Raw genomic sequence first — 24,991 nt, forward strand, 5'->3', positions numbered from 1 at the left:
CTCAGCGTCGTTGTTTCGCTGTAATGTGAAAAAGAATATCGCTTGGTGCGAGAACCTGTTGATGGCTGTAATAAATTCCACCTAACTGTGGGTGATTGATTACGGTAACAGCAACATGGATAGGCTCTTTTATTTGTCGGAAGTCGGCATAAAATAATAGTGACTTCGCCGTAAATGATTGTTTTTCATTTACATAGTAACGTAAGCCACTCAAAGGTAAGTAGCGTTCATCTACATCGAGAGATATGAGTAATTGGATCCCTTGACGAGATTTTAAAATAAATTCAGTGCCACCTGCTCTTATTTGTTCAATTGTGCCATCAAATGGAGCGTAAAGTTTGTGTCCGGTCATTAAAATCATGACGCCGCAGCCGACGATTCCCCGTGAAAAAAACGCATTAGGGTGGTGTTCCAGAGGGAATACTTTGCCAGATACTGGGGAATACACAGGTAACCCTAGTCCTTGAACTTGATTTTCATTGGCTTTTAAAACCTGCTTGTGGACAGCCATCATTAGACATTCGTCACTCTGTAGCCATTTTTACGTAAACTCGAGACCGCCGAACGGATTGCTGTTTGTTTCACTAACACATAGTCAGTATCAAAGGTTGATATCGCAAAAATAGATATTTTTTCAGCGGCAAGAACGGCTGAAATATTCGATAAAATCCCTGTCAATGAAAATCCAAGGGGGCCAAGCACTTCAAGGGCTGCCCAACCTGTTTCAGTTTCATTACTGTCTAGGCTGATTGAATCGGGACAGACTATCGAAAGTTCATCATAGGTTTTAGCAATGAAATAGACCGGCGCATCGTACACAGCCTTTGGGATCGGTTGGGATGGGTCAAAGCTGTGAATGGTGAACGTCTCATTCATGAGTTCTAACGTTTGTTTTGACATAGTGCATCCTTGAGTGACATCAATCATTATTGTGCGTCGATAACTGCGGCCACGCAAGGGGCAATAAATAAAAAATTAAATATTCACTCTAATAAAACATTATTTATCAGAAAGTTAAATTAACTTTACGATCTTTCGGACTTGTAGTATTTTTTAATCACAGGTTGATAATGAAAGATTGATGACTAAAAAATTAAAAATAGTTATCCTGAGTCTATTTGATTATTTAAACGCTAGAAACAGAAGGTATCTAGGTTAACGAATACTGTTAGCGTTATTAATTAACTGAATTACTTCCTGTTTCTTTTCCACAAAAACTGTGGATAACCTTGTTAATTAGTCTGTTTTAAATAGCTATCTTTATGATTTTAATATTAAATTATGTTTGGCACAAAAATTGAGTATCAGTTGTTAAAAAATTAAAGCAATAAGGTCGATAAATCGACCTTATTGCTTTGGGGTTCCATCAGTTAATTGTCTGAGTTGCTTGGATAGCAGTTAAGGCAATCGTATAAACAATGTCATCAACTAACGCGCCGCGGCTAAGATCGTTAACAGGCTTGCGCATGCCTTGTAACATTGGACCAATACTGATCAACTTAGCACTTCGTTGAACGGCTTTATAAGTTGTATTACCTGTATTGAGATCAGGAAAAATGAATACAGTGGCTTTACCCGCGACGAGGCTATTGGGTGCTTTTTTCTCTGCCACGCTCTCCATAATGGCTGCATCATATTGTAAGGGACCATCTATAATTAAATCTGGGCGTTTTTGTTGTGCTAACTGTGTGGCTAGTCTGACCTTTTCTACATCCGCTCCCACACCCGAAGTGCCAGTACTGTAGCTAATCATCGCTACTTTGGCTTCTATACCAAATGCAATGGCAGAATCCGCTGATTGAATAGCGATATCGGCTAATTGCTCAGCACTCGGATCGGGATTAATGGCGCAATCACCATAAACTAACACTTGATCTGGCAACAGCATAAAAAAGATAGAAGAGACTAATGATGATCCCGGCGCAGTTTTAACTAATTGTAAAGGGGGGCGAATGGTATTGGCAGTGGTATTGACTGCGCCAGATACGAGGCCATCAACTTCATTATTGGCAAGCATCATGGTCGCTAAAACGGTGTTATCAAGGAGTTGTTCTTGAGCAATGACCTCAGTCATCCCTTTATTTTTTCGTAATGCAACCAAAGATGTAACATAGTGTTCGCGCACATCATCAGGGTCAATAATCTTGACTTTATCGTTCAGCTGAACGCCTTGCTGCTCGGCAATTCTTAAAATTTCACCGCGATCGCCAAGTAAGACGGTATGTGCGATTTCCCGTTCGCCACAAATAGCTGCTGCCTTAATTGTTCGAGGCTCAGTTCCTTCAGGTAAAACAATCGTTTTGTTGGCGACTCGCGCTTTATTGGTTAGCATATGACGAAATGCAGGAGGGGACATTTTGCGTGTTCGCTCAACTCCCAAGGTTAAGCTGTGTAACCAATCGCTATCTAAATGTGCGGCATTATGATCTTTAACTCGTTCAATGCGTTGTTCATCATCAGTAGGGACTTCCATATTAAAATTATGCAGTAATAAAGAAGTGCGCCAAGTATCTGCGTCAGTTGATAAGATAGGTAGCCCAGTGGCCATGGCTTGTTCACAAAGTTTGATAATTCGCGGCTCGGGCTTGAAGCCCCCAGTGAGTAAAATAGCGCCAATTTTGGTGCCATTCATTGCTGATAAACATGCTGCTACTAATACATCTGAGCGGTCTCCGGGCGTCACTAATAACACACCAGGGTTAAAGTGATTCAATATGTTAGAGACTGTGCGGGCACAAAATGTCACACTTCGCAGGCGACGATGCGCCATATCACCTTCATTGACAATTTCAGCATTTAAATACCGAGCTAAATCCGACACTCGTGGCGCGACTAATTCAAAGTCCCAAGGCACACAGCCTAAAAGCTTAAACGTCTGTTTTTTGAATAATGGCATTGAGGCTAGGCGAGTGAGTTCGTGGGCTAGGTGTTCGGGTTCAAATAAATCAGCGAGATCAGCTCGAGCACGACCTTCTTCATCTAAAGGTGCATTCACCTTATTAAATATACAACCCAATACACGTTCGTTTTCTAAACCACCGTAAAAGCTGGCAGCGATTTCGAGCCTATCTTCAATTTGTTCCACAGGATCATTGCCGGGAGTCAAAACAAACACAATTTCAGCGCCTAAAGCTTGTGCTATTTCTCGGTTTAACCGTCCAGCGTAAGGTTGTTTTCTTGTTGGCACCATCCCTTCAATGATAGCGACTCCGCCCTCACTGGCGCTTGATTCAAAGCGGGTGATAACTTCTTCGAGTAAAATATCGCTTTTTCCATCGCCAATCATTTGCTCGGCATATTGCAGATCAAGTGGTTCTGCGGGTTTGATATTTGAGCCTCGTTTGACAATTTCAGTTGATTTTTCTGGGCCTTTATCCCCTGCACGTGGTTGGGCTATGGGCTTAAAAAAGTTAACCTTAACGGCTTTTTGCTCCAATGCACGCACTAACCCGACAGACACAGATGTCAACCCAACGCCTGTTGAAACAGGGATTAACATAATACGGTGCGACATTAATTCTTCTCCTTGGCTAGCGTAGCGGCATCACGGGCAATCATCCACTCTTCATTGGTAGGAACAACCAGTGCTTGAGGACCAGTCTGATTCGTTGATATCAGCCCAGATTGGCCAAAACGCGCTTGGTTATTTGTTTTTTCGTCCAAATGGAATCCAAAAAAACTTAATAAAGCCAAAACTTTTTCACGGATCAACTGCGAGTTTTCACCTATTCCGCCAGTAAAAATCAGGCCATCGAGATGCCCCAGTGGTACTACATATGCAGCTATTTGTTTTGCCAGACGGTAACAAAAGACCTCGAGAGCCAGACTTGCTTGGGGGTTGCCCGCAAGATGGGCATCTTCAATTGTGCGACAATCATTTGATAGTTCACTTAACCCTAATAGACCACTGTGCTTATTTAATAATGTATCGATTTTAACCGCGCTGTATCCGAGTTGCTGAGTCAGGAAATTAAATAACCCAGGATCAATGTCGCCACTTCGCGTACCCATAACAACTCCTTCAAGAGGAGTTAAACCCATACTTGTGTCGACACTGACACCATTTTTGATTGCAGTGACAGAGCAGCCATTCCCTAGGTGTGCACTGATTAACGCCAGTGAATTAAGTGGCTTTTGTAAAATCATTGCAGCTTGTTTTGCAACATAGTGGTGACTGGTACCATGGAAGCCATAACGGCGCACCCCATGCTGTCGGTATAAATCGTAAGGTAACGCATATAGATAGGCATGCTCGGGCATCGTCTGGTGAAAAGCGGTATCGAAGACGGCAACTTGAGGTAAGTCAGCAAAAGCATGCTCGGCGGCTTCAATACCAAGTAAATTTGCAGGGTTATGCAGAGGAGCCAAACTAATTGTATCTGCAATGACTTGTTTGACTTGTGCAGTGATAATCACTGAATGTGTAAAATGTTCCCCGCCATGCACGACCCGGTGACCGACAGCAATCAGCGAATGTTCTAGGGCGTTGTGTTTAATAATTTCGACTAATCGAGCGATTGCTTGTTGATGACCGGCATTGGAGGTCAAAGGCTCGATGTGTTTTTGGCTTTGGTAAGTGTATTTCAAGCGAGCATTTTCACTTAAGAGGCATTCAGCCAACCCGGTAATGATTTCATCTCCTGTTTGCGCTTCTAAAATTGCAAACTTTAAACTCGAACTGCCGCAATTGAGTACTAAGACATGTTGATCTAACATTTGTTTAATCCCATATAATGAGGTGTACCAGCGAAAAAAAGCCACGAGATGCCTGCATTTCCATGCAGCGTTGTGAGACTATGGTACACTTGAATTATCTAAGGGGTAATTTTAACCTAACTTATCGCATAAGGTTAAATGTTTAGGATCATTTGAGGAGTCCCTATGCAAAAAAGTATTATGTCTCAGCTCAACGATGGTCAGCAATACAGCAAAATATGGCCAAACAATGTGGCTTTAGCACCTATTTTTCCTGAGCGTCGAGTGATTAAGGCGACTCAACTGGCACTCAGAGTGATGCCCATGCTGGCTGTTTTAAGTATTTTTGTACAAATTCAATTTTTTGGCAGTCAATATTTACCACAAGCTTTAACGTTTGCTTTGTTTTTATTATCAATGCCAGTACAAGGTTTATATTGGCTAGGCAAACGCGCTAACACCACTTTACCGCCTTCGTTAGCTTCTTGGTACCGAGAATTGCAGTCTAAAATGCAAGAAAATGGCTATCAACCGACAGTCACTCGAGCGCAGCCTCGCTTTTACGAACTAGCTCAATTGCTAAAAGAAATGTTCGAGAAAATGGATCAGGCATTCACTAAAGAAATTTTTTAGTCTCGCTAACGTTATACGCTCAACCCTGATTGGTGTTGAGCTGTTCGCTTTTTAAATACTCTTTGATCGATATAATATTATCTACTGCAATACTAATCGGTTCTTTTAATTGTCCTTGCGAATTCATCAACTGACTAATATTTGATTGGTGATGTTGGTAAAAACCCGCTAAGGCAAATTCAATCAGTTTTACACTTGGAAAAAAACGACATACAGCGCCTTTTTTGAGTACCGTTCGCTCTGTTTGATTGAGCTTAAAGGTAAGTTCAATCTGTTGGTGCTTAGTTAAGGTTTGCTCGTGAGCGGTTTGTAATGCATCAGCTATTTCGGCCACGGCTTCTTTGAGGGTATCTGGCAAATCTGGCTTATCGCTTGGTAAAAATTGGCAAGTGACGCGCTGTGTTCTGATTGACAGTTTAAATTGTTGGTGGCCTAAATCAGTCAGTACATTTTCATAGATAATTAACCACCAGAGTTCGTCTTTCCATGCATTGATAAAAGTCTCGGTAAAAAATTCAAAAGAGGGAGGCTGCTCAAAAGGCAAAATTAGTATGTATTGGCTCGTTTTTTCTATTGCCACGATCGTTGTCGCGTTACCTTGTTTATGGAGGTGGCAATACCAATTCATGCAAAGGTGTTCTAGAAAATAAGGCAGTTTAACATTGGTGTGATGGCGTTTAATTGTCGTTTCTTGTGACTCAAGATAAGTGAATAAATCATGGGATAAAGCGATGTCACACTGCATCTTTGTTCTCCTTTTGATAAGCAAGATCAAGTTTATTACAAAGATGCGATTGGACTATTACGGTCTATTACACTGGAGCTAGAATAGGGGAGGCCTCTTCAGTTCGTTCAAATCGAGTGAGGTAAAATTCTAATGTCACATTAATATGTGCAAGTTGTGAGAGCGCTTGCCAATGTTCAGGACGAAATTTCCACGCAAAAGGTGTCATCATAACCAAGTGTTTGGCCATCTCAACATCAAGTGTGACATGATGAGTGAGCACTTTCTGATCAACTTGGATAAACCCTTGCGGACACTCGACTGGAGTATGCTGCTCAACATTTTGGTAAATAATACTTTTTAACTCTTTTAAATGCCAAGGCCCTGGGCTTGCAACCAATAAAATCCCGGCGGGATGCTGTGCGTCTGGTACTTGGGCGAGTCTGGCTAATTCATTGTCAAACAATGGGGCAAAAACACTGACTAGTGCTGAGGCGCAGCCATCTGAAAAAGGTGTTTGAGCAATTGATGCGACACTAAAGTGACAATCGGGATAGCGCTTGGCAGCATACTTTACCGCAGGTTTCGAAATATCGACACCATACACATGACAAGCTTGTGCTTGCTGTTTTAATGCTTGCGTATAAAACCCTTCACCACAGCCTAGGTCGATAATGGTACTGCCCGAAGGTAAATAATGCAGTTGTTGAGCAATGGCTTGTTGTAAAAACTGATAATGGTTTGAGGCTAAAAAGGCACGCCTTGCTTGTACCATCTCTAAATTATCACCCGGATCTTTCGATTTTTTATGTTGCACAGGCAACAGGTTCACATACCCTTCTTTAGCATAATCAAAACTGTGCTTGTTCTCACAGTGTAAAGTTTTATCGTTTAACTTAAGTGGATGCTGGCAAATAGGGCAGCGGTAAGCCATCGTCATTGTGCTAAATAGTCCTTATCATAAAAGGTTTTGACCCAGTGCGGGCGGTAAATAATCAGCAACGTTATGACCATGCCATTGATGGTTGCCTCAGGAAACCAAATCAGGGCTGCTAATACGGTGTAATTATCAAAAATAGTGGGCCAATCATATTGATCAAGGGCATAAAACAGCAACGAATTTGTTAAAATATGCGCTACTGCAGTTAACGCCGCAGTTAAAAAGCTTCCAATAAAAATATAAACAAATACATGGCGTGGCAAAAAGTGGTAGCACAGCAAAAATACGCCATAAGTGATGAGTATAGGTAAAATGGCTGTTGTGAGACCATACAGTGCGACTTGCCAAATCGGAACCATATCAAAAACTACTAACAACAAAAGAGCAAACGTGCTGATCAGCACCGCAAACCGCCAGCCAAAAACCAATGTAACAGCTGTCATAGCGAGAAGATGCACATCAAGTTGTGGGTAAATTCCAGCTTTAACAGCCCAAAGTCCTGCAATGATGGTGCTGGTGGCCATCACACTGTGCTGCAACGTCGGGTGAGTCAATATTTGTGTCCACGTTGCTTTATTTATTGTGCTTACAAAGAACCCGACATAAAGCAATGCGCAAAATAATTCAAAGATTGACATAGCGAATGACCATTTTTTGGGCGCGAACATGCATTACATGTCACGCCCAATAGTAATTAATTAAACTCTGACCAAATCGGCGCATGATCAGAGGGCTTTTCAATGCCGCGTAATTCGTAATCAATACCCGCATCTATACAGCGTTCTGCCAGTCCTTTGGTAGCCAGTACCACATCGATACGCAGGCCACGATTATCATCAAAGCCTTTTGAACGATAATCAAACCATGAATAACGATCGCTTGTATCAGGGTGAAGGGCGCGAAATGTGTCGATAAAGCCCCAGTTAAGTAAATCACTTAGCCATTGACGCTCTTCTGGTTGGAATGAACACTTGCCTGTTTTTAACCAGCGCTTAGCATTGACATCACCAATGCCAATATCTAAATCGGTTGGAGAGATATTTATATCGCCCATCACGACAAGCTGACTGTTGGCATCTTCATTGGCAAGATAAGTCATTAAGTCTTTATAAAACTGTCGTTTGTAAGGAAATTTAGTTTCATGGCTAATATTGTCACCTTGTGGAAAATAGCCATTCATAATTTTGACTGGTTGACCATGTTCGTCTTCAACTGTGACAGTAATCATGCGCCGCTGGGCTTCATCGCTATCTGTTGGGAAGCCCTTTTCAACAGAAATAGGTGCATTTTTGCATAACATGGCCACGCCGTAGTGTGCTTTTTGGCCATGAAAAAAAACGTGATAACCCATCGCTTCTACGTCTTCAATAGGGAAGGCTTCATCGTGAACTTTTATTTCTTGCAGACCAATGACATCGGGTTGATGTTTGTCAATGATCGCTTGTAATTGATGGAGTCGGGCACGCAGGCCATTTATATTAAACGAGATGATTTTCATTCGCGGATCCCAAAAGAAATAGAAAAGACAAGTAGCGCGCAATAATAGCATTAATTATGAGGCCAATAAATAATGTTCGGGTGTTTATCGCAATACAAAAGTAAGGGAATATGCGAAAAGTCATTAAGATTTTCAGGGATTTAATTTACACTGGCATTTGGAATCTCTCTGTGACGGATGCAAATTAGATGCTGCATATTATTCAATCAAATAGACTCGAAGTACTTGAACAACAATTGGCGCAGGTCCTCACGGATGAGCCGTTAAATACCGTGTTTGAGCAAGAGATTATCTTGGTGCAGTCTCCGGGGATGGCGCAATGGCTCAAAGTCAGTTTTTCTGAGCAACATGGCGTAGTGGCACAAATTGATTTTCCACTTCCATCGAGTTTTACTTGGCGTCTTTATCAGCGATTGCTGCCCCAAGTACCTGCTGAATCAGCATTTAATAAAAGCAATTTGACGTGGAAGTTGTTTGCGTTGCTGCCAACTTGTTTAGACGAGCCATTATTTGCTCCGTTGAAACGATATTTATTAAACGATAACGCCCAGCAAAAGTTATTCTCGTTATGTGAAAAAATTGCCGATGTGTATGACCAATATCTAATGTACCGTCCGCATTGGCTCGCCACTTGGCAAGAAGGCATTGATGAGCTCCCTGATGTGTCGATTAGTCATGCTCCTTGGCAACCCAGTTTATGGCGTAAGTTAGTCCAATACACCCAAGATCTCGGACAAAGTCATTATCATCGGGCCAATATGCATGAAGCGCTTTTGGAAGCACTCGCTCAAGCGCCTCGTTCGGCATTACCTGAACGAGTCAGTATTTTTGGTATTTCAGCGTTACCCAACGCTCAACTGGCCGTGTTTAATGCCTTAGCCCAGCGGATCCCAGTTTATTTATATTTCTTTAACCCCAGTGAGCACTATTGGGGCGATATTGTTGATGAAAAAACCTTAGCTAAAATACAGGCTAAATACGCAAAAAAACCCAATATTACAGCTCAAGATGAGCAATATTATTTTGTCGGTAATCCGCTCCTTTCTTCTTGGGGGAAACTGGGGCGGGATTATTTTGAGCAATTAATGCAACAAGATGCCCAGTGGCATGACTTGTTTATCGAGCCTTCTAATACCCATTTGCTTGGGGCTATCCAACAAGAAATTTACCAGCTAGCGTTTAAAGGGGAATCATTAGCCGATGATCCCAGTTGGTATATTTGTGATGAAGGTAAAATTACCGTTGCTGAAAATGATAACAGCGTCCGCTTTGCTGATTGCCATACGCCGTTGCGTGAAGTCGAAGTGCTACACGATCATTTACTTGACTTATTTAGTGCTGATCCCACCTTAACGCCCAAAGATATCATTGTGATGATGCCTGATGTCGGCGCGTATAGCCCTTACATTGAAGCCGTTTTTGGTTCGGCCACACAAGAGCGTTATATTCCTTATGCATTGGCTGATTTAGCAATTGCGCAGGAAAAACCCATTCTGACCAGCTTTCATCAATTAGTAGGCTTGCCGTTTAGCCGCTTTGGCGTATCAGAAATACTCGACTTACTCCAAGTGAACAGTATTGCAGATAAGTTTGCCATAAACGCCAGTGATCTTGATCAAATTCGTTATTGGCTGGAGCAAGTTGGGGTTAAATGGGCGCTCGATGCCGATCATAAAGGTGAACTGGACCAGCCGCAGTTTTCATTTAATACGTGGCGTCATGGTCTGCAGCGTTTGCTGTTAGGTGTAGTGCAAAGAAACGAAGACTGTGACTTTCAAGGGATTTACCCCGCCGATGAAGTGGAAGGGATGGCAGCAGGATTACTGGGCCAGTTATTAGAATTTATTCGCGCATTGGCTGATTTTAAACAGCGTTTAACACCCGATGTAACGTTAGGCGAAAAAGCCGACATTCTGCAGCAGTTATTGACGGCTTTTTATGATCAAAACTCCGAACAATCGTGGGATTTACTCCAGCTCGATAGCGTGATTGCTGATTTAGCGAAACACTATGAAAATAATGATTACCAAGGGCTTGTGTCGCAACGGGTCATCGTGGCGTTGATCCAGCAAGGGCTCAACCAAAGTGGGGTCGGGCAGCGCTTTTTAGTCGGCCAAGTAAACTTTTGTACACTCATGCCGATGCGTTCAGTGCCTTTTAAAGTTGTGTGTATGCTCGGCCTGAATGATGCGGACTATCCGCGTAGCGTGCAACCTGTGGGGTTTGACTTATTACCACTTAGCCAACGGCAAAAAGGTGATCGCTCGCGTAAGTTGGACGATCGGTACCTCTTTTTAGAAGCGTTACTCAGTGTGCGTGAACACCTCTATATCAGTTATATTGGCCGCTCATGCTTTGATAACACAGAGCGAGTGCCTAGTGTCTTAGTCAGTGAGTTACTCGAATATTTAACGCGAAGTTTTGATCAACCAGCTAATCAAACAGGGCAGACTTTTCCAAAAAATTTGATTACACAGCATCACTTGCAACCTTTTAACCCTGCTTATTATTTACCTGAACAGCCAAAAAGTTATAACCCAACTTGGCAGATCCAAGCGTATGAGACTCCTGCTGACGCGCGAGATATTAAGGTGGCGATAGGGGACGAAATCGAGTTAAGTGCATTTGTTCGCGCATTATGCCAAGTCCAAGAAAGCTTTTATCGCAATACTTTGGGTGTGAAGATTGCTCAGTTTGATGAAATCAATAAAGACGAAGAACCTTTTTCGCTTAATCATTTACAACGCTATTTTTATCTTGATGAAATGCTCGACGCGGCGTTGCAAGATCGCCCCCTCAATAGTGAGCAAATCCTGCAGCGTGGCGACTTGCCTTTATCTCACGTGGGCGCATTAACTTATGAGCAAATGCAGCATCGCATCAGTAATATGATTACTAGTTTGCGGGCTCATCAAGTGACGCAGTTTGAGGAGCCCGTTGAGGTCAATTTACAGCTGAGCGAATGTCGATTACAAGGTTGGTTGAGTCAGATTGTTAATACAAAACAAGTGTTTTATCGCAGTGCCAGCATTAAAGCGAAAGATAAAATAAAAGCGTATCTGTATCATTTAGTTGCGAGCGCCTGTCAAGTTGTAACTCAAACATGGGTGATAGGGCTCGATAGCGAATGTGTCTTTGAAACGCTTGATGCTGATGAGGCAATACGAACTTTGCAGCCGTGGCTTGAGCTTTACCGAGAAAGCTTACAACGGCCTATTCCATTTTTCCCTGTGGCATCGTTACAGTATGCCCAAGAGCAAGACTTTGCCAAAGCAATGAGTAAATTTTCAGGTGGTCAATACATTGGGGTGGGTGAAGCCGATAACCCCTATGTTGCGCTGGACTTTAGTGATCTCAGCCCCCATCAAGACGCTTTTATTTATTGGAGTGACACGTTACTTAAACCTTTAGTCGACAAAATAGCGGAGACAAAACATGCAAGTGCTTAATCCTGTAACTATGCCGTTGACGGGCGCGTCATTGATAGAAGCCAGTGCGGGAACAGGCAAAACCTACACCATTACCGCGTTATATATTCGTCAGCTTTTAGGATTACAAACCAGCGAGCCCGATAATCAGCCGCTGAGCGTGGAGCAAATTTTAGTGGTGACATTTACCGAAGCCGCCACCGCCGAAATTCGTGATCGGGTGCGAACGCGTATTATTGATGCCCGAGATGCATTAATGGGGGCCCCGTGTCACGATCCACTCTTAGCCGAAATACTTGCAGAAGTCAGTGATGCCAAGTTGGCTTATTCATTACTCGATGCCGCAGCTAAATCGATGGATGATGCCGCCATTTTCACGATTCATGGTTTTTGCCAGCGGATGCTCAAACAGCACGCGTTTGAATCGGGCGTGGCGTTTAATTTAAATTTTATTCTCGATCAATCGGAGCTGTTACTCGAAGCATTAAAAGATTATTGGCGTGTATTTGTGTATCAATTAGATAAAGACAAAACGCAAACGGTCTTAAATCTTTATCCGGCACCACAAAGCTTATATAAAAAAGTATTTAGCTTGTTGGCAAGACAAACCGCGACCGTGATCCCACAGTATAACCTTGCACACATGTGGCAATGTCAGGCTGACTATTACTTGGCACTAAAGCAATTTAAACAAGACTATTTAGCCAGTGATTTTGCCGCGCAAATAAGCCAATCAGATATCAAGAAAAATAAAGCGGCGGCGAAACCTGCCAACCTTGAAGCGTTACTCGCGTTTTGTCAAAGCGATCAACAAGACTTTGTTTTTGGCAGTGCAAAAAATTCGTTTGAAACATGGTCGCACACTATGTTTGAACAAGATGACATGTATAAAAAAAATGGTCAGTATTTTAGCCATCCTTTATGTCAGCAATTTACCGAGTTAAGTCGTTTACGCCAGTCAATTAAAGAGGGGCTACCGCTTGCGATTGCTCAAGATGCAGCGCAGTGGATAAGACAGGCGTTAATTACTAAAAAACAAGAGCTGAGCTTAATTAGCCCTGATGATTTACTTACATATCTTTATCAAGCTTTGATGAGCGACGGCGGTGAAGTATTAGCAACACATATTGCTCAGTGTTACCCAGTGGCCATGATCGATGAGTTTCAAGATACCGATCCGATCCAATATGGCATTTTTAGCCGTATTTTTTTAAATCAATCCTCCACTTTGATTATGATTGGCGATCCAAAACAAGCGATTTATGGTTTTCGTGGCGCAGATATTTTTACGTATATTGATGCTAAACAAGAGGTAGCCTCACAGCGGCAATACACATTAGCAAAAAACTGGCGCTCGAGTGAAGGGGTTGTCAAAGGGGTAAATGCGTTATTTAGTCATCACAACAACAGCTTTATCTTCAATCAAGCGATCCCATTTTTGTCAGTGCAAGCACAAGGTAAAAGCCCAGAGCAGGGGTTTTTGATCGAACATCAGCCGGTTAAAGCACTAGAGTTTTGCGTCCTTGAGCATGATAAACCTTTGACCAACAAAGCCTATGCGATGCCATTGTTAGCTAAACAGTTCAGCCAAAAGATTGCTCAACTATTACTGCAGGCACAGCAAGGACATGCAGTAATCGCGGGGCAACCTGTTGAAGCCGCCGATATTTGTGTCTTAGTACGCGATCGGGTAGAGGCATCGGTTATGAAACACGCTTTAACTCACGTTGGGGTGGCCAGTGTGTATTTAGCGCGAGATGGGATTTTCAGTACAGATTTGGCTGGTCATATTCTTAACTTTTTAACTGCATTACATGGCCAATATGATGAAGCTGCGTACCGTGGCGTGTTAGCTGGGCCACTATTCAACTTGAGCTATCAACAGATATTTCAATTAAATGAAGATGAGCAAGCTTGGCAACACTATCTCAGCTTGTTTGCTCAATTAAATGAAATTTGGCATAAAAAAGGCGCGATGGCGATGATGGAGCGACTCTTGACTCGCAATAACCTTGCTGGCCTGTGGCAATCGATGGCATTGCCAGTTGAACGTTGGTTGACGGACTTTAGGCATTTAACAGAAATATTGCAGCAAAAGCAATTAGAGCTTGAGGGGAGCTTACGTCTTGTGAGGTGGTTAGCACAAAGCATTGTTGATAATGATGGCGACAGTACGCAACTTCGTTTAGAAAGTGATGCTAAATTAGTTAAAATTGTTACTATGCACGCATCTAAAGGACTTGAGTACCCGATTGTCTTTATGCCATTTGCAGTTGGGTTTCGCGAAGCAACAGAACACATTTACCACCAAGATAATCAGCTTATCTATAACTTAATAAAAGATGATGAATCATCCGAATTAAGTGAAAAAGAGCGTTTAGCTGAAGATTTACGATTGTTATATGTGGCGCTGACCCGTCCTGTTCACCAATGTGTAATCGGTATGTATAACCTAGCTGTGGGGAATACCAAACGGATGATGATCCAGCGAAGTGCACTCGGACACCTGTTATTTGCAGGCCAAGAACTTGCATCAGCTGAAGATTGGCATGAGCAACTCAATACGTTTGTTGCCAAGCATAGTGATGAGATGGCTGTGCGTTACTTCAGTGAAGTTGATGAGCACGCTGGATTGGTTGCAAGCGACCATCTGATGTCTTATCAGCGTAAAGAGTTTAAAGGAAAAATTGAACGTGATTGGCGGCTCACTAGCTTTAGTGCACTGACGCATAATCAAGCATCAGAACACATCACGCCAGGTTGTGAAGATGAAAGCCATGAGCTTGATTGGCAAGGGGATGAAACACAATTGCAATTGGATGAGTTTAGTTTTCCTAAAGGGGCGAAAGCGGGTAGTTGTTTACATGCCATTTTTGAAGAAATCGATTTTCAGCAACCACATCAACATCCATCCGATCCAGCAAAAAATTTAGCGCAGGTCGTAGAAACGCAATTAAACAAATATGGTATCGATGCGAAGTGGCAGCCTACAGCGATAAATTGGGTCGAGAGTATTTTAGCGTGTCCCCTTAATGAGCAAGGCTTATCACTGTCACAATTGCCGATGAGCCAATGTTTAATTGAGATGGAGTTTTATTTACCTATCACACGTTTAGCGCCTTCGCAGATCAACCAAATTCTAGATTTAGTGAGCGATGACAGTGCAATTAGAAATAACCTTCGCTTTGAAACAATTACCGGGTTACTCAAAGGGTTTATCGATTTAATTTTTGTCTGGCAAGAGCAATATTATGTGCTCGATTATAAGTCGAATCATTTAGGGGATCAGGCCAGCGATTATAATCTGGAGAACATGGAGCAGGTGATGCAGTCTCATCATTATCATCTGCAATATTTATTATACAGCGTGGCACTGCATCGATTGTTGAAACAACGGATCAAGGGATATCAAATAGAACGAGATTTGGGCGGCGTGTATTACTTATTTTTACGAGGCTTACCTGCACAGCAAGGTATCTACTTTAAACAAGTCGATACAGCAGTGATTTTAAAGCTCGATGCGATTTTCGACGCACCAGCAAGTGAAGAGGTGATCTAGCATGCTTATTCAATTATTAGAACAAGAAAAAATCGCCTCGCTCGATGTCGAATTAGCCCAGTTGCTGATCAGGGATGAGTCAGATCCGCTTTTTTACATAGTGCTATTGCTAAGTAATACCAATGCACGTCAGCATACATGCTTAATTCTGTCAGAAATTGATTGGCATAATCCATTTAACTTGCCTGAGCCATGGTCGCCTTTTGCTGATAGCCAAAGTTGTATAAACGCCCTTGCGCAACATGAGGCAGTAGGTGAAGGCAAGCCATTGCGCTTAGTTGAAGACAGATTATATTTTGCACGTTACGCTGACTATGAAGCGACTTTAGCTGAAAGTCTATTAGCCATGGCGTCTCGAAATATTGCAATTGATAAACAGGCCCTAACACGTTTATTGGATCAGTTTTTTGCTCCGACACAACAAATTGATTGGCAAAAAGTGGCGTGTGCGATGGCGGTGCTAAATGCATTCTGTGTCATTAGCGGCGGCCCTGGCACGGGAAAAACAACCACAGTCACAAAGTTATTGGCTATTTTACAATCTTTGTATTTATCAGTACCGCTTAGCATTAAGCTCGTTGCTCCTACAGGCAAAGCGGCAGCGCGTTTAAGTGAATCAATTCGTGATGCCAAAGCGAAATTAGGGCTCACAGCACAACTGGCTGATGTTATTCCTGAGCAAGCGCAAACCATTCATCGATTGCTGGGGGTGATCCCTCAATCAAATAAGTATCGTCATAGCAAAAGTAATCCGTTACACCTAGATGTATTGATTGTTGATGAAGCGTCAATGGTTGATTTAGCATTAATGGCGAAATTGGTCGAAGCGCTACCGAGTCATGCGCGCTTGATATTGTTAGGGGATAAAGATCAGTTAACTTCAGTCGATACGGGCAACGTTTTGGCTGATATTTGCCAAGATTTACAATTGGGGAAACCGCCAGCCTATTCCGCACAACGAGTCGCCATATTGAATCAATTATGTTGCCAAGCAGGTGAGGAGCAGCTACAAAGTCAACCGACCCATTATCAGTTAGCTGATTACATTGCTCTTTTACAAAAAAGTCATCGTTTTGATCAACACAGCGGTATTGGTCAATTAGCTAAAGCAGTCAATAGTAATGACAAAACCTTATTGGCAGAAATAGAAGCGCGCGGGTTTTCTGAACTGACATTTTATGATTTATCTACTCATTATAAAGCCGCAATTATTCGCTGTGCGCAGGCTTACAGTGTTTATCTGGACTTGATTGCGCAAAAGGCCGCACCGGGTGATGTGCATCAGGCATTTCTACAATATCAGTTATTGGCAGCGGTTAGAGAAGGAAATTATGGGGTAAGTAAACTCAATAGTGAAATTGAAGCGCAGTTAGCGCGGATGGGGAAAATCACGCCTTCCCATCGTCATTATGTGGGTATGCCCTTAATGATCAGCCAAAATGATTATCAGCTGCAATTATTTAACGGTGATATCGGCATAATCATGCCTGATGAAGACGGCCAGCTGAAAGCGGTATTTATGGGGGAAGGTGGGCAAGCTAGATATTTTTATCCTGCAAGATTACCTGCCCATGAAAAAGTGTACGCGATGACAATTCATAAATCACAAGGCTCAGAATTTGCGCATACCGTCATGATGTTACCGCCACAACAACAGGCTAAAGTCGGGATGAATCGCCAGTTAGTGTATACAGGGATCACCCGAGCCAAACAGTATTTTGATCTTGTTGCGCAGCCGCAAGTGTTAAAAATGGCAATGAGCAAAGCTTTGACGCGTAGCTCTGGTCTTTATCAGCGACTTCAACAATAAGCAAAGTCAAAAACATTAATCAGCTTTTATGTTCGTCAAGGCTGATTAATGAACGAGAATGAATTGAGAGGTTTTTACAACAACTTTATGAATGTGGCATTGGCTATGCATTGTTCAATGGGTTGAAACTCAGTTGGAGATTGCTATGTTAAGTCATTCTTATTGTCGCGCCCTTGAAGTGAGAGTTTTTAAAAAATGTAAAGAAATTCGTCGCTTAAAAAGTCAGCTATTCTTTTTTAGGCTTATTAGTATCGCTTTTGTATGTTTATTTATTATCAGCCAAATTCATCTAGGCGCTTAATGTTATCGGGTCATTTTTTTGACAAAGACAACAACAAATAAAGCGAGCGTAAAGCTGCCACAGAAGGCTTCAATGGCTGCGATTAGCCTTGAATAACCAACAGGGGTAATATCCCCGTAGCCCAGTGTGGTAAAAGTCACTACAGAATAATATAAGCTATTGAAAAAGGCAGAAATGTTCTGGGCTGTGCTTTGTTGAGCAGAAAATTGGATTACCTCGTCGCCAAAATTGACCCCTAAGAAAAAATACGCAATAGCAGAAATCAAAATCAGTGATAATGAAAAGAAAATCACATTAGTGGGCTTTTCACCATAACCACACAATAGGTCAACAAATTTAGACACAATCCGGCGTTTGGAATATTTGGGCTGTTGATAGCGGCGCATGGTCATTTCTTTATGGGTAAAAGCGCCGGCTACTTCAAACAACCCTTGATGTTCTGCTGCTTTACGTAAATCTCGATAGATTTCTTCTGATTGTTCATAATAGTCCAGTGCATCGGCGTGTTTGCCTTGTTGAAGCGCTTCTTTTGCAAAGCGTTCTTGCTGGATGACATCACCCACCGCCATATTATCAATACGGGCACCAAATAATTTTATTCCAAGCATATTCGTGTGTTGCAGTTTGCAACAATGAAGATTCGCATCTCGCAAATCTGCTTTCATTAGCGAGCAGTGGGTGAGCTTGGTATTAAATAAGTGCGCGCCATGGAGGTTAGCGCGGTAAAAGTCACCATAAGATAAATCGTAGCCGTCTTTTGAACCCCGTCGGACTAAGTTTAAACCGGCCAAATTAGCTCGTTTTAACTTCAGCCCTTGCATTAAACCCCCATTATTGGCATACCTTTCGAGTTTATCTTTTAAATCGAGGCCGCTTTTATCAAATTTCTCATCATGCCAAAAACAAAAACCGGTGCCCATATCAAGCTCTTGGCACGCGTGGCCGGTGGGGCTGCAATATTTACAAATGGGTTTTTCAGTCATAAGCGTACGTGTGCAAATTGAGTTAATTTAAGGGTAGCACTAAAATCTTGCTTAGGTTCAAGAGGTAACTCATTTATAAGTGTTTTTATTGAGTGCTAAGGTGTGCGCTGATCCGTTTGAACTCGGTTTTTAGTTCAACACAACGATCAAAATGCGCTTTTGGTAAGCTGATCCCGTCTACAAGCTTAAAGCTTGCTTGGCATTTTTGTTTCAAGGCCGCGGTATCACTTCCTGGATGCTGCAGGACCTGTAAAAGCGCTTGAATCAAGTTTAGTGCGCTGCCTGTATTCATCGGGGCAAAATTAAGGGCTTTTTCGAATTCTTCGATGGCTAAACTAAAGTTACCTTTTTTATATTGTTCGATTCCCTGCTTATTATGGGCCTCAAAACTGGCAATTTTTTGTTGTGCGTTATCTGCTTGTTCAGCCATTATCGCTTCGATAAAATCAGTATTACTATCGCTACTTTCTTTAAATTCTTCTAAGAGTTCAAATGCTTGCTCAAATTCGCCTATTTCCAGTAATGTCATTATAGACTCTGGATATAAGTCGAGTGGTAGCTCATTTTCGCTTTTGTTTATTTGCTCTTGAACCGCGCCTAACGACTTTTTAGATTGTAAAAAGTTGCCTTTTAGTGCCTCTAGCCGAGCTAAACACATGGCTTCGAAAACATCAAAGGGTGTTTCAGTAAATAACTGCTGATCAGCTTTGGCTTTTTGTAACGCAATTTTAGTTTCTTTAAGGTAGTGTTCCTTATCGGGTTCATTTTCGCTATTTTGCGCAGCATCAAATAAAGCGCGGATAAAGTTGAGTTGATACGAAACATCTTGATGGATCGAGCGGCGGCTCATATCTAATAAATTCTGACACGCATTGATAAGTGAGTTATAAGCTTTGTTTTCTCTTGCGATATCGGCGAGTAAATATTGTCGGCTAAATGAAAAGGGAGAAATACTGACACTTTGCTTGACTGTTTTAAGTGCTTCTTTAGGCTGCCCCATGGCTAACTGGCAGCGTGCTTTTATATCATGTGCTTCTACACGAAAACGATTAATATCAAGCACTTCTTCGCACAATTCAAGTGCTTGTTCGTAATCTTTTTTGAGTAAGTAGATAGAAGCGCTCGAAATCAGCGCCCAGGTCACACGTTTAATGGCCAGCTCACTTTTGAGTAATTGCAGGGCATTTTCATAATCTTTTTGCTTGATGTAAATATTGCTAAGCAGCTGGACACAATATTGGCGATATCTGGGCTGAGATTTTTTGACAGCTAAAATCAACTCAATTGCAGTGCTAAATTGTTCTTGCTCTAAAGCCAACATCGCATCTTTTAAGAGTTGTTTACGTTTATAAACACGATGGATCCGTGACTTTAATAACCCCTGTGAAAAAGGTTTGATTAAATAATCATCAGGTTCAGCCTCGACCGCACCTAGCACCATAGGTCGGGTACTCTCACCCGATACAATCATATAGATAGCATCGACAGCCAAACATTTTTTTAATCGTAATTCTTCGAGTAATTGTCGGCCATTTTTACCTTGGCCTAAGTTATAGTCAATAAACAGTAAATCAAATTTTGTCTCAAGGCATTGTACTAATGCAGACTCTCCGCTGTTGGCAAAATTAATATTGCGTGCACCAATACTAAACAGCAATCCTTTCATCATGGTTTGAAATGATCGTTGGTCATCTACTATGAGAATTTTTTTATCTTGATAGTTAATGAGTGGTTTGGCTGTCATAGAATCGATTTTATGAACCTTTAATTGTTGTCTTTGCCTATTAGATAGTAAACTATTTACCAGCAAGCTGCTGTATTTCCTTCTCTAAATACAGGTTAATTTTTAAAAAGGTCTTATCTTGTGGTGTTACCTAAATTCACGATAAAAAAAAGCAAACGACGTAAAACAATCGCGATTAAAATTCAAAACCAACAGATCACTGTGCATAGCCCTTACGGGGTTTCGATTGATTACCTAACACAACTGGTTCAACAGAAACAACACTGGATCAGCAATCATTTAGAAAAACAACGTGCGCATGCTCAACCAGCACATTTTGACCGATTGACAATCGATATATTTGGACAACCCTATGAGCTGTGCTGGCAAGCAGCCAATAAAAGCAGCCATATGATTAGTGAGCAAAAAGTTATTATTCATACAGCTCGCCGTGTAAAAGATTCAGACTCTTTTCGAATTAAACAATTAGAAAGTGTATTCACACAACAATTGAGCGATTACATTGCGCATCGCATTAAACATTTTTCGCAATTAATGGCGTTAAACTATCAACAAGTTCAGATCAAATATTATCGTCGACGCTGGGGCTCGTGCTCGAGCAAAGGTGTGATTAGTTTTAATTTACTGTTAGCGCAAGCACCGACTTGGGTCATTGATTATGTCATCGTGCATGAATTAGCGCATTTGAGGTATATGGATCACAGTCAGCATTTTTGGCAACTAGTTCACGAGCACTACAAACAGGTGAGTGATGCACAAAATTGGTTAAACAAGAGGATGAATATATTAGACACAAGATAGAGGAATTTTATATAGGAGTAGATGGTGGAGGGAGGTGGATTCGAACCACCGAAGGCTGAGCCGTCAGATTTACAGTCTGATCCCTTTGGCCACTCGGGAACCCCTCCGTTTCTACGAGGGCGATAATAGCAAAAATTTGATCTGTGTAAAGAAGTTTTATGACACTTTCAGACTGTTTGCCTGTTTAATACACATCTTGATGTTTTTTAGTTCAAGTTGGTAAAGTTGTGAGTTCGAGTGTGCTGAAATATAGGAAGCGCTTGACTGGTGAAATATTTTAAGCACAACTGGAAACAGTCAAACAGTCAAACAGTCAAACAGTCAAACAGTCAAACAGTCAAACAGTCAAACAGTCAAACAGTCAAACAGTCAAACAGTCAAACAGTCAAACAGTCAAACAGTCAAACAGTCACTGTGATGAATTTTAATATATTAAATTAAGTAGCTATAAGAAGTGAATAAGTTTGAAGTAAATACTGAAAGAATGGTGGAGGGAGGTGGATTCGAACCACCGAAGGCTGAGCCGTCAGATTTACAGTCTGATCCCTTTGGCCACTCGGGAACCCCTCCAAATTCAGTGCGGGCATAATATCAAAAATGTTCTTTATGTAAAGGAAAAATATTAAAGAATTTGGCTGGCATGCCGATAAATTTGTTAATGAAAACAACAGTGGTTATATTTAATGCAGATTGATGGAATTTTAACAAACGAAGCACAGTTGGGTAATCAACTGGCCGTTTCGGTTGATGAAAACCGCCGATCAGACTTTTCGCTATTATTGGCGATGTTATCCCATGATGCGACAGATTTCGCACAGTTTCATTTACCTCAAGAAGAACAACCCAGCCCTTATCCAGAAATTAGTGATAATACTGATTTAAGAGTTAAATTAGGTGCGGGGCCTATACAACCTTTAGCGATAAAACCAATCGACTTTTTAATAGGAAAAGATAACAGGGCATTATTGGCATCTGATGGCTTGAAGCAAATAAAACTTAAACAATATTTAAAACCTGAGCCACTTGCTTTACGCGATGACCCATCGCATATTTCTTCAGAAATTATAAATAATTGTGAGTTAAATGTGAAAAAACGTTATTTTAAACAAGATACTCAAGTCGGTGATATGCAAATAAATGCAGCTGCATTTTATGATAACTTACAAAACCCTAACCTTCATACCCCTCTCTCTGTCATTTCGGCATAAACAGTAGTGTATCTCACTTATCGATTTGCAAAGTCATATTCTCGTTAGCATTAACCAGTAGCATGACACTTTTTATATTTCTTCTCACTACCACACGGGCATAAATCATTTCTACCGATTTTTATATCGGGTGTAGGAGTGATATCACCATCGATATAAAACCACTGTCCATCGCGCTTTTCAAAGCGAGATTTCTCATTAAGTTGGCAAAATAATTGTTGGTAAAAGTAGTGAACACTAAACTCGACGGTTGCACTATCAGCGTTTTCAGAGTTATTTAATACTTCGAGTTTGATAAATCGACAGCTTTGTGCAAAATCACGGATATCAGCGATAGAATTATCAAAGCGTTTTTCGACGGCGTACGTGTGGTGAATGTACTCTGCATTATTTACCACATAGGCACTAAATCGTGAACGCATAAGCTGTTCTGCGTGTTCTGGCAGTGCTTGGCCAGTTATAAACGGCTGGCAACAATTTTCAAAAGAGACGTCAGTACCACAATAACACATACAATATTTTACCTACTATTCTAAAGCTGAAAGTGTATCGTAAAATGATGATTCTTTGCTAAAAATACTTAGGTTATTTTATCTATTTCTCAACTCTCGCACTTAGCTGTTTACATACGAAGGCTTAATTAACAGCATACTTAGTATCGGCTTCTTTATTTCGCACAAAGCTATAAAGTTGCGCTGTTTTATTATTAAGAGTGCGTTGGTTTGCTAGTTGATTGAGTTGTTCAAAACTGAGCATATTTGTCCAAGTGATAACCGCAGAAAAATTGCCATTGTAAAGTGCAGAGTTGAGAACATATTCAAGATTAGAAAGGTGCTTTTGTCTTATAACTAATAATTTAGCTTTATCGATTGAACAGGAATCTAATAATGATTTGCTTGGCACAGCGTCAGGAGCAATGAGTAGAGTCCAACCAGGTTGTTGATTAAATTGATGCAGTATTTTTAAAAGTTCAAACGTCGCGCTGATATCATCATCGACTTCAACTAAGTGTAAATGAGTTTTTGCGCAGGTATCTTGGTAACTTTTAACTCGTCTTACATCAATTGTTTGTAACATAATTATCTCACTGGTTGTTTATACAGTACTCATATATGTACAGTAGTTTATACAGTTGTGTGGCGCAAGTGTTTTTTTTGCATTTTGTTTAATTAAACACCAGAACATGTTTGAAAATTCGGCTCCGGACTAGGCAAATAGTTGATATGTATAGGCTTGTACCTTATTTTTAGAGCATAAAAAGCCTACGTTAAATAGTAGGCGATTGGGGCGAAATTGAGAATGGGAGTTTATTCAAACAAACACATTGTCACGGAGCATAATTAGCGTCATGGATTTGCTCGTACAGTGATGCGGCATAAATTCGAGCATCTTTAATTTGTTTGGCGCATAAGTGTTTTTGTAACTTCGCGATAGCTTCGACTGCTTCTATTGAACCTTGCGATTCAGCCAAGCTTAACCAAGTAAATGCGTGATATTCGCTTTGTGGTAAGCCATTGCCTTTTGCAAACATTAAGCCAAGGTAATATTGAGCTTTTACATGGCCGCAAATAGCCGCACGTCGCATCCATTTTGCTGCACCAATATCATTTTTGGACTTGGCCATATGAATTGCAGTTGCAAATAATTGATTTGCTGAAGGAGTGTCGATGTCGTTTTTGTCCAAACTTTTTTGAGTCGAAAGCTCAGTTAAGAGATCATGTAAACTGATAAATGTTTCGAGCAGCTTCTTTTCAATTTCAAGTAAAGATAGGGAGTCGAGATTAAATTTATCTGCTTTGTCTTGTGCCGCTGGTTTTGACTCCGGGTTAACTTCGAGTTTAGGCTCTGCTTCAAGTTCAGGTTCTACCTCGATTTCAGGTTCAACCGCGAGTTCAGGTTCTACCACGAGTTCAGGTTCAACCGCGAGTTCAGGTTCATCCTCGATTTCAGGTTCATCCTCGATTTCAGGTTCAACCGCGAGTTCAGGTTCATCCTCGATTTCAGGTTCTGCCTCTATTTCAGGTTCTGCCTCGAGTTCAGGTTCAACATCGAGTTCAGGTTCAACCTCGATTTCAGGTTCAACCTCGATTTCAGGTTCAACCTCGATTTCAGGCTCAACCTCGATTTCAGGTTCAACCTCGAGTTCAGGTTCTGCCTCTATTTCAGGTTCAACCTCGAGTTCAGGTTCAACCTCGATTTCAGGCTCAACCTCGATTTCAGGCTCAACCTCGATTTCAGGTTCAACCTCGAGTTCAGGTTCTGCCTCTATTTCAGGTTCAACCGCGAGTTCAGACTCTATCTCGTGTTCGGGATCAAAATCTAAATCAGAATCCATGTCTAGCTCAAAATCAGGCCCTTCAAAAGGCTGCTGCTCGTTGTCATCAATATCAACCTGGCCAGCTAATTCAGCATCTTGTATTTCAGCCTGCTTGCTTAGATTGCTAAAATGTTTTTTTTGACTCGTTGAAGATTCAGGTTGACTGGGTGAATCTTCAGGTATTTCTTCAATGAGTTTTGATAATGACTGGGTTTGCGTAGTGCTAGGTGCATCGTCTAAAGCAGGCTGATCTTTAGCTGTAGTAGACTGTTCAATCTCTAACTCAGCTTTAATAGAATGGGGATCTTTTTCACTTGACATATAAAAGCTTCTCACTAGGCGTAAAAGTA

19 protein-coding genes and 2 tRNA genes are annotated in these 24,991 nt (G+C 41.4%); 6 read left to right on the top strand and 15 right to left on the bottom strand.

From position 1 onward, the window contains the following. Position 1 precedes the first annotated feature (1 nt). The 4 genes from AC3KVK_RS06920 to AC3KVK_RS06935 all read right to left on the bottom strand — a co-directional run bounded on the left by AC3KVK_RS06920 (position 2) and on the right by AC3KVK_RS06935 (position 4,716). Complete coding sequence (locus AC3KVK_RS06920) at positions 2 to 514, bottom strand: PTS glucose transporter subunit IIA (protein ID WP_490312135.1); 513 nt, start codon at positions 512 to 514, stop codon at positions 2 to 4. Continuing rightward, complete coding sequence (locus AC3KVK_RS06925) at positions 514 to 900, bottom strand: ACT domain-containing protein (protein ID WP_490312134.1); 387 nt, start codon at positions 898 to 900, stop codon at positions 514 to 516. The genes AC3KVK_RS06920 and AC3KVK_RS06925 overlap by 1 nt, the downstream gene beginning before the upstream one ends. 466 nt (positions 901 to 1,366) lie before the next feature. Further along, positions 1,367 to 3,514 carry a phosphate acetyltransferase gene (gene pta / locus AC3KVK_RS06930; RefSeq protein WP_490312133.1) on the bottom strand — a complete coding sequence of 716 codons (2,148 nt, stop codon included), beginning with the start codon at positions 3,512 to 3,514 and terminating at the stop codon, positions 1,367 to 1,369. Next, entirely contained in the window at positions 3,514 to 4,716 is a 1,203-nt protein-coding gene (locus AC3KVK_RS06935) for an acetate kinase (RefSeq protein ID WP_490312132.1), read from the bottom strand. The genes pta and AC3KVK_RS06935 overlap by 1 nt, the downstream gene beginning before the upstream one ends. Positions 4,717 to 4,881: 165 nt before the next feature. Between AC3KVK_RS06935 and yfbV the strand changes: the two genes are divergently transcribed. Continuing rightward, positions 4,882 to 5,328 (top strand): terminus macrodomain insulation protein YfbV, encoded by a 447-nt coding sequence (gene yfbV / locus AC3KVK_RS06940; protein ID WP_490312131.1) that lies wholly within the window; start codon positions 4,882 to 4,884, stop codon positions 5,326 to 5,328. Between the two features lie 19 nt (positions 5,329 to 5,347). On the opposite strand, the gene AC3KVK_RS06945 is transcribed toward yfbV, so the two are convergent. The 4 genes from AC3KVK_RS06945 to xthA form a co-directional block, all read right to left on the bottom strand. Continuing rightward, the gene (locus AC3KVK_RS06945; RefSeq protein ID WP_490312130.1) at positions 5,348 to 6,073 is read right to left on the bottom strand and encodes a hypothetical protein; all 726 of its coding nucleotides are present in this window, start codon (positions 6,071 to 6,073) and stop codon (positions 5,348 to 5,350) included. Positions 6,074 to 6,140: 67 nt separating this feature from the next. Further along, a complete protein-coding gene (gene rlmA, locus AC3KVK_RS06950) occupies positions 6,141 to 6,992 on the bottom strand; it encodes a 23S rRNA (guanine(745)-N(1))-methyltransferase (protein WP_490312129.1) in 852 nt (283 codons plus the stop codon). Then, positions 6,989 to 7,630: an energy-coupling factor ABC transporter permease gene (locus AC3KVK_RS06955; RefSeq protein WP_490312128.1), complete on the bottom strand. Its 642-nt coding sequence runs from the start codon at positions 7,628 to 7,630 to the stop codon at positions 6,989 to 6,991. Before AC3KVK_RS06955 ends, rlmA begins: the two co-directional genes overlap by 4 nt. A gap of 56 nt (positions 7,631 to 7,686) precedes the next feature. Beyond that, on the bottom strand, positions 7,687 to 8,490 hold the full coding sequence (gene xthA, locus AC3KVK_RS06960) for an exodeoxyribonuclease III (RefSeq protein ID WP_490312127.1): 804 nt from the start codon (positions 8,488 to 8,490) through the stop codon (positions 7,687 to 7,689). Between the two features lie 188 nt (positions 8,491 to 8,678). Between xthA and recC the strand changes: the two genes are divergently transcribed. The 3 genes from recC to recD are packed head-to-tail and all read left to right on the top strand — an operon-like array spanning position 8,679 to position 17,287. Continuing rightward, positions 8,679 to 11,939, top strand: coding sequence for an exodeoxyribonuclease V subunit gamma (gene recC / locus AC3KVK_RS06965; RefSeq protein WP_490312126.1), 3,261 nt, complete (start codon positions 8,679 to 8,681; stop codon positions 11,937 to 11,939). Further along, positions 11,926 to 15,477 carry an exodeoxyribonuclease V subunit beta gene (gene recB / locus AC3KVK_RS06970; protein WP_490312125.1) on the top strand — a complete coding sequence of 1,184 codons (3,552 nt, stop codon included), beginning with the start codon at positions 11,926 to 11,928 and terminating at the stop codon, positions 15,475 to 15,477. Before recC ends, recB begins: the two co-directional genes overlap by 14 nt. 1 nt (position 15,478) lies before the next feature. After that, positions 15,479 to 17,287, top strand: coding sequence for an exodeoxyribonuclease V subunit alpha (gene recD, locus AC3KVK_RS06975; protein ID WP_490312124.1), 1,809 nt, complete (start codon positions 15,479 to 15,481; stop codon positions 17,285 to 17,287). A 303-nt stretch (positions 17,288 to 17,590) separates the two neighbouring features. Here recD and AC3KVK_RS06980 read toward each other — a convergent pair whose 3' ends face one another. Then, positions 17,591 to 18,571, bottom strand: coding sequence for an ion channel (locus AC3KVK_RS06980; RefSeq protein WP_490312123.1), 981 nt, complete (start codon positions 18,569 to 18,571; stop codon positions 17,591 to 17,593). A gap of 85 nt (positions 18,572 to 18,656) precedes the next feature. After that, on the bottom strand, positions 18,657 to 20,315 hold the full coding sequence (locus AC3KVK_RS06985; RefSeq protein ID WP_490312122.1) for a response regulator: 1,659 nt from the start codon (positions 20,313 to 20,315) through the stop codon (positions 18,657 to 18,659). Positions 20,316 to 20,435: 120 nt separating this feature from the next. Here AC3KVK_RS06985 and AC3KVK_RS06990 point away from each other — a divergent pair, with 120 nt between their 5' ends. Then, positions 20,436 to 21,116 carry a M48 family metallopeptidase gene (locus tag AC3KVK_RS06990; protein ID WP_490312121.1) on the top strand — a complete coding sequence of 227 codons (681 nt, stop codon included), beginning with the start codon at positions 20,436 to 20,438 and terminating at the stop codon, positions 21,114 to 21,116. A gap of 22 nt (positions 21,117 to 21,138) precedes the next feature. Here AC3KVK_RS06990 and AC3KVK_RS06995 read toward each other — a convergent pair. Together AC3KVK_RS06995 and AC3KVK_RS07000 are read right to left on the bottom strand one after the other, a co-directional pair. Further along, positions 21,139 to 21,223 (bottom strand) — tRNA-Tyr (locus AC3KVK_RS06995). Between the two features lie 378 nt (positions 21,224 to 21,601). Beyond that, positions 21,602 to 21,686, bottom strand: a tRNA-Tyr gene (locus tag AC3KVK_RS07000). Positions 21,687 to 21,799: 113 nt separating this feature from the next. On the opposite strand from AC3KVK_RS07000, the gene AC3KVK_RS07005 reads away from it, so the two are divergent. Then, complete coding sequence (locus AC3KVK_RS07005) at positions 21,800 to 22,324, top strand: VC2046/SO_2500 family protein (protein WP_490312120.1); 525 nt, start codon at positions 21,800 to 21,802, stop codon at positions 22,322 to 22,324. 50 nt (positions 22,325 to 22,374) lie between these two features. On the opposite strand, the gene AC3KVK_RS07010 is transcribed toward AC3KVK_RS07005, so the two are convergent. The 3 genes from AC3KVK_RS07010 to AC3KVK_RS07020 all read right to left on the bottom strand — a co-directional run bounded on the left by AC3KVK_RS07010 (position 22,375) and on the right by AC3KVK_RS07020 (position 24,962). Continuing rightward, complete coding sequence (locus AC3KVK_RS07010; RefSeq protein WP_490312119.1) at positions 22,375 to 22,836, bottom strand: YchJ family protein; 462 nt, start codon at positions 22,834 to 22,836, stop codon at positions 22,375 to 22,377. Between the two features lie 124 nt (positions 22,837 to 22,960). Next, a complete protein-coding gene (locus AC3KVK_RS07015; RefSeq protein WP_490312118.1) occupies positions 22,961 to 23,401 on the bottom strand; it encodes a SulA-like leucine-rich domain-containing protein in 441 nt (146 codons plus the stop codon). 250 nt (positions 23,402 to 23,651) lie between these two features. Then, a complete protein-coding gene (locus AC3KVK_RS07020) occupies positions 23,652 to 24,962 on the bottom strand; it encodes a tetratricopeptide repeat protein (RefSeq protein ID WP_490312117.1) in 1,311 nt (436 codons plus the stop codon). Positions 24,963 to 24,991 lie beyond the last annotated feature (29 nt).

It is taken from the genome of Pseudoalteromonas sp. J2K-J979, from assembly GCF_058169715.2.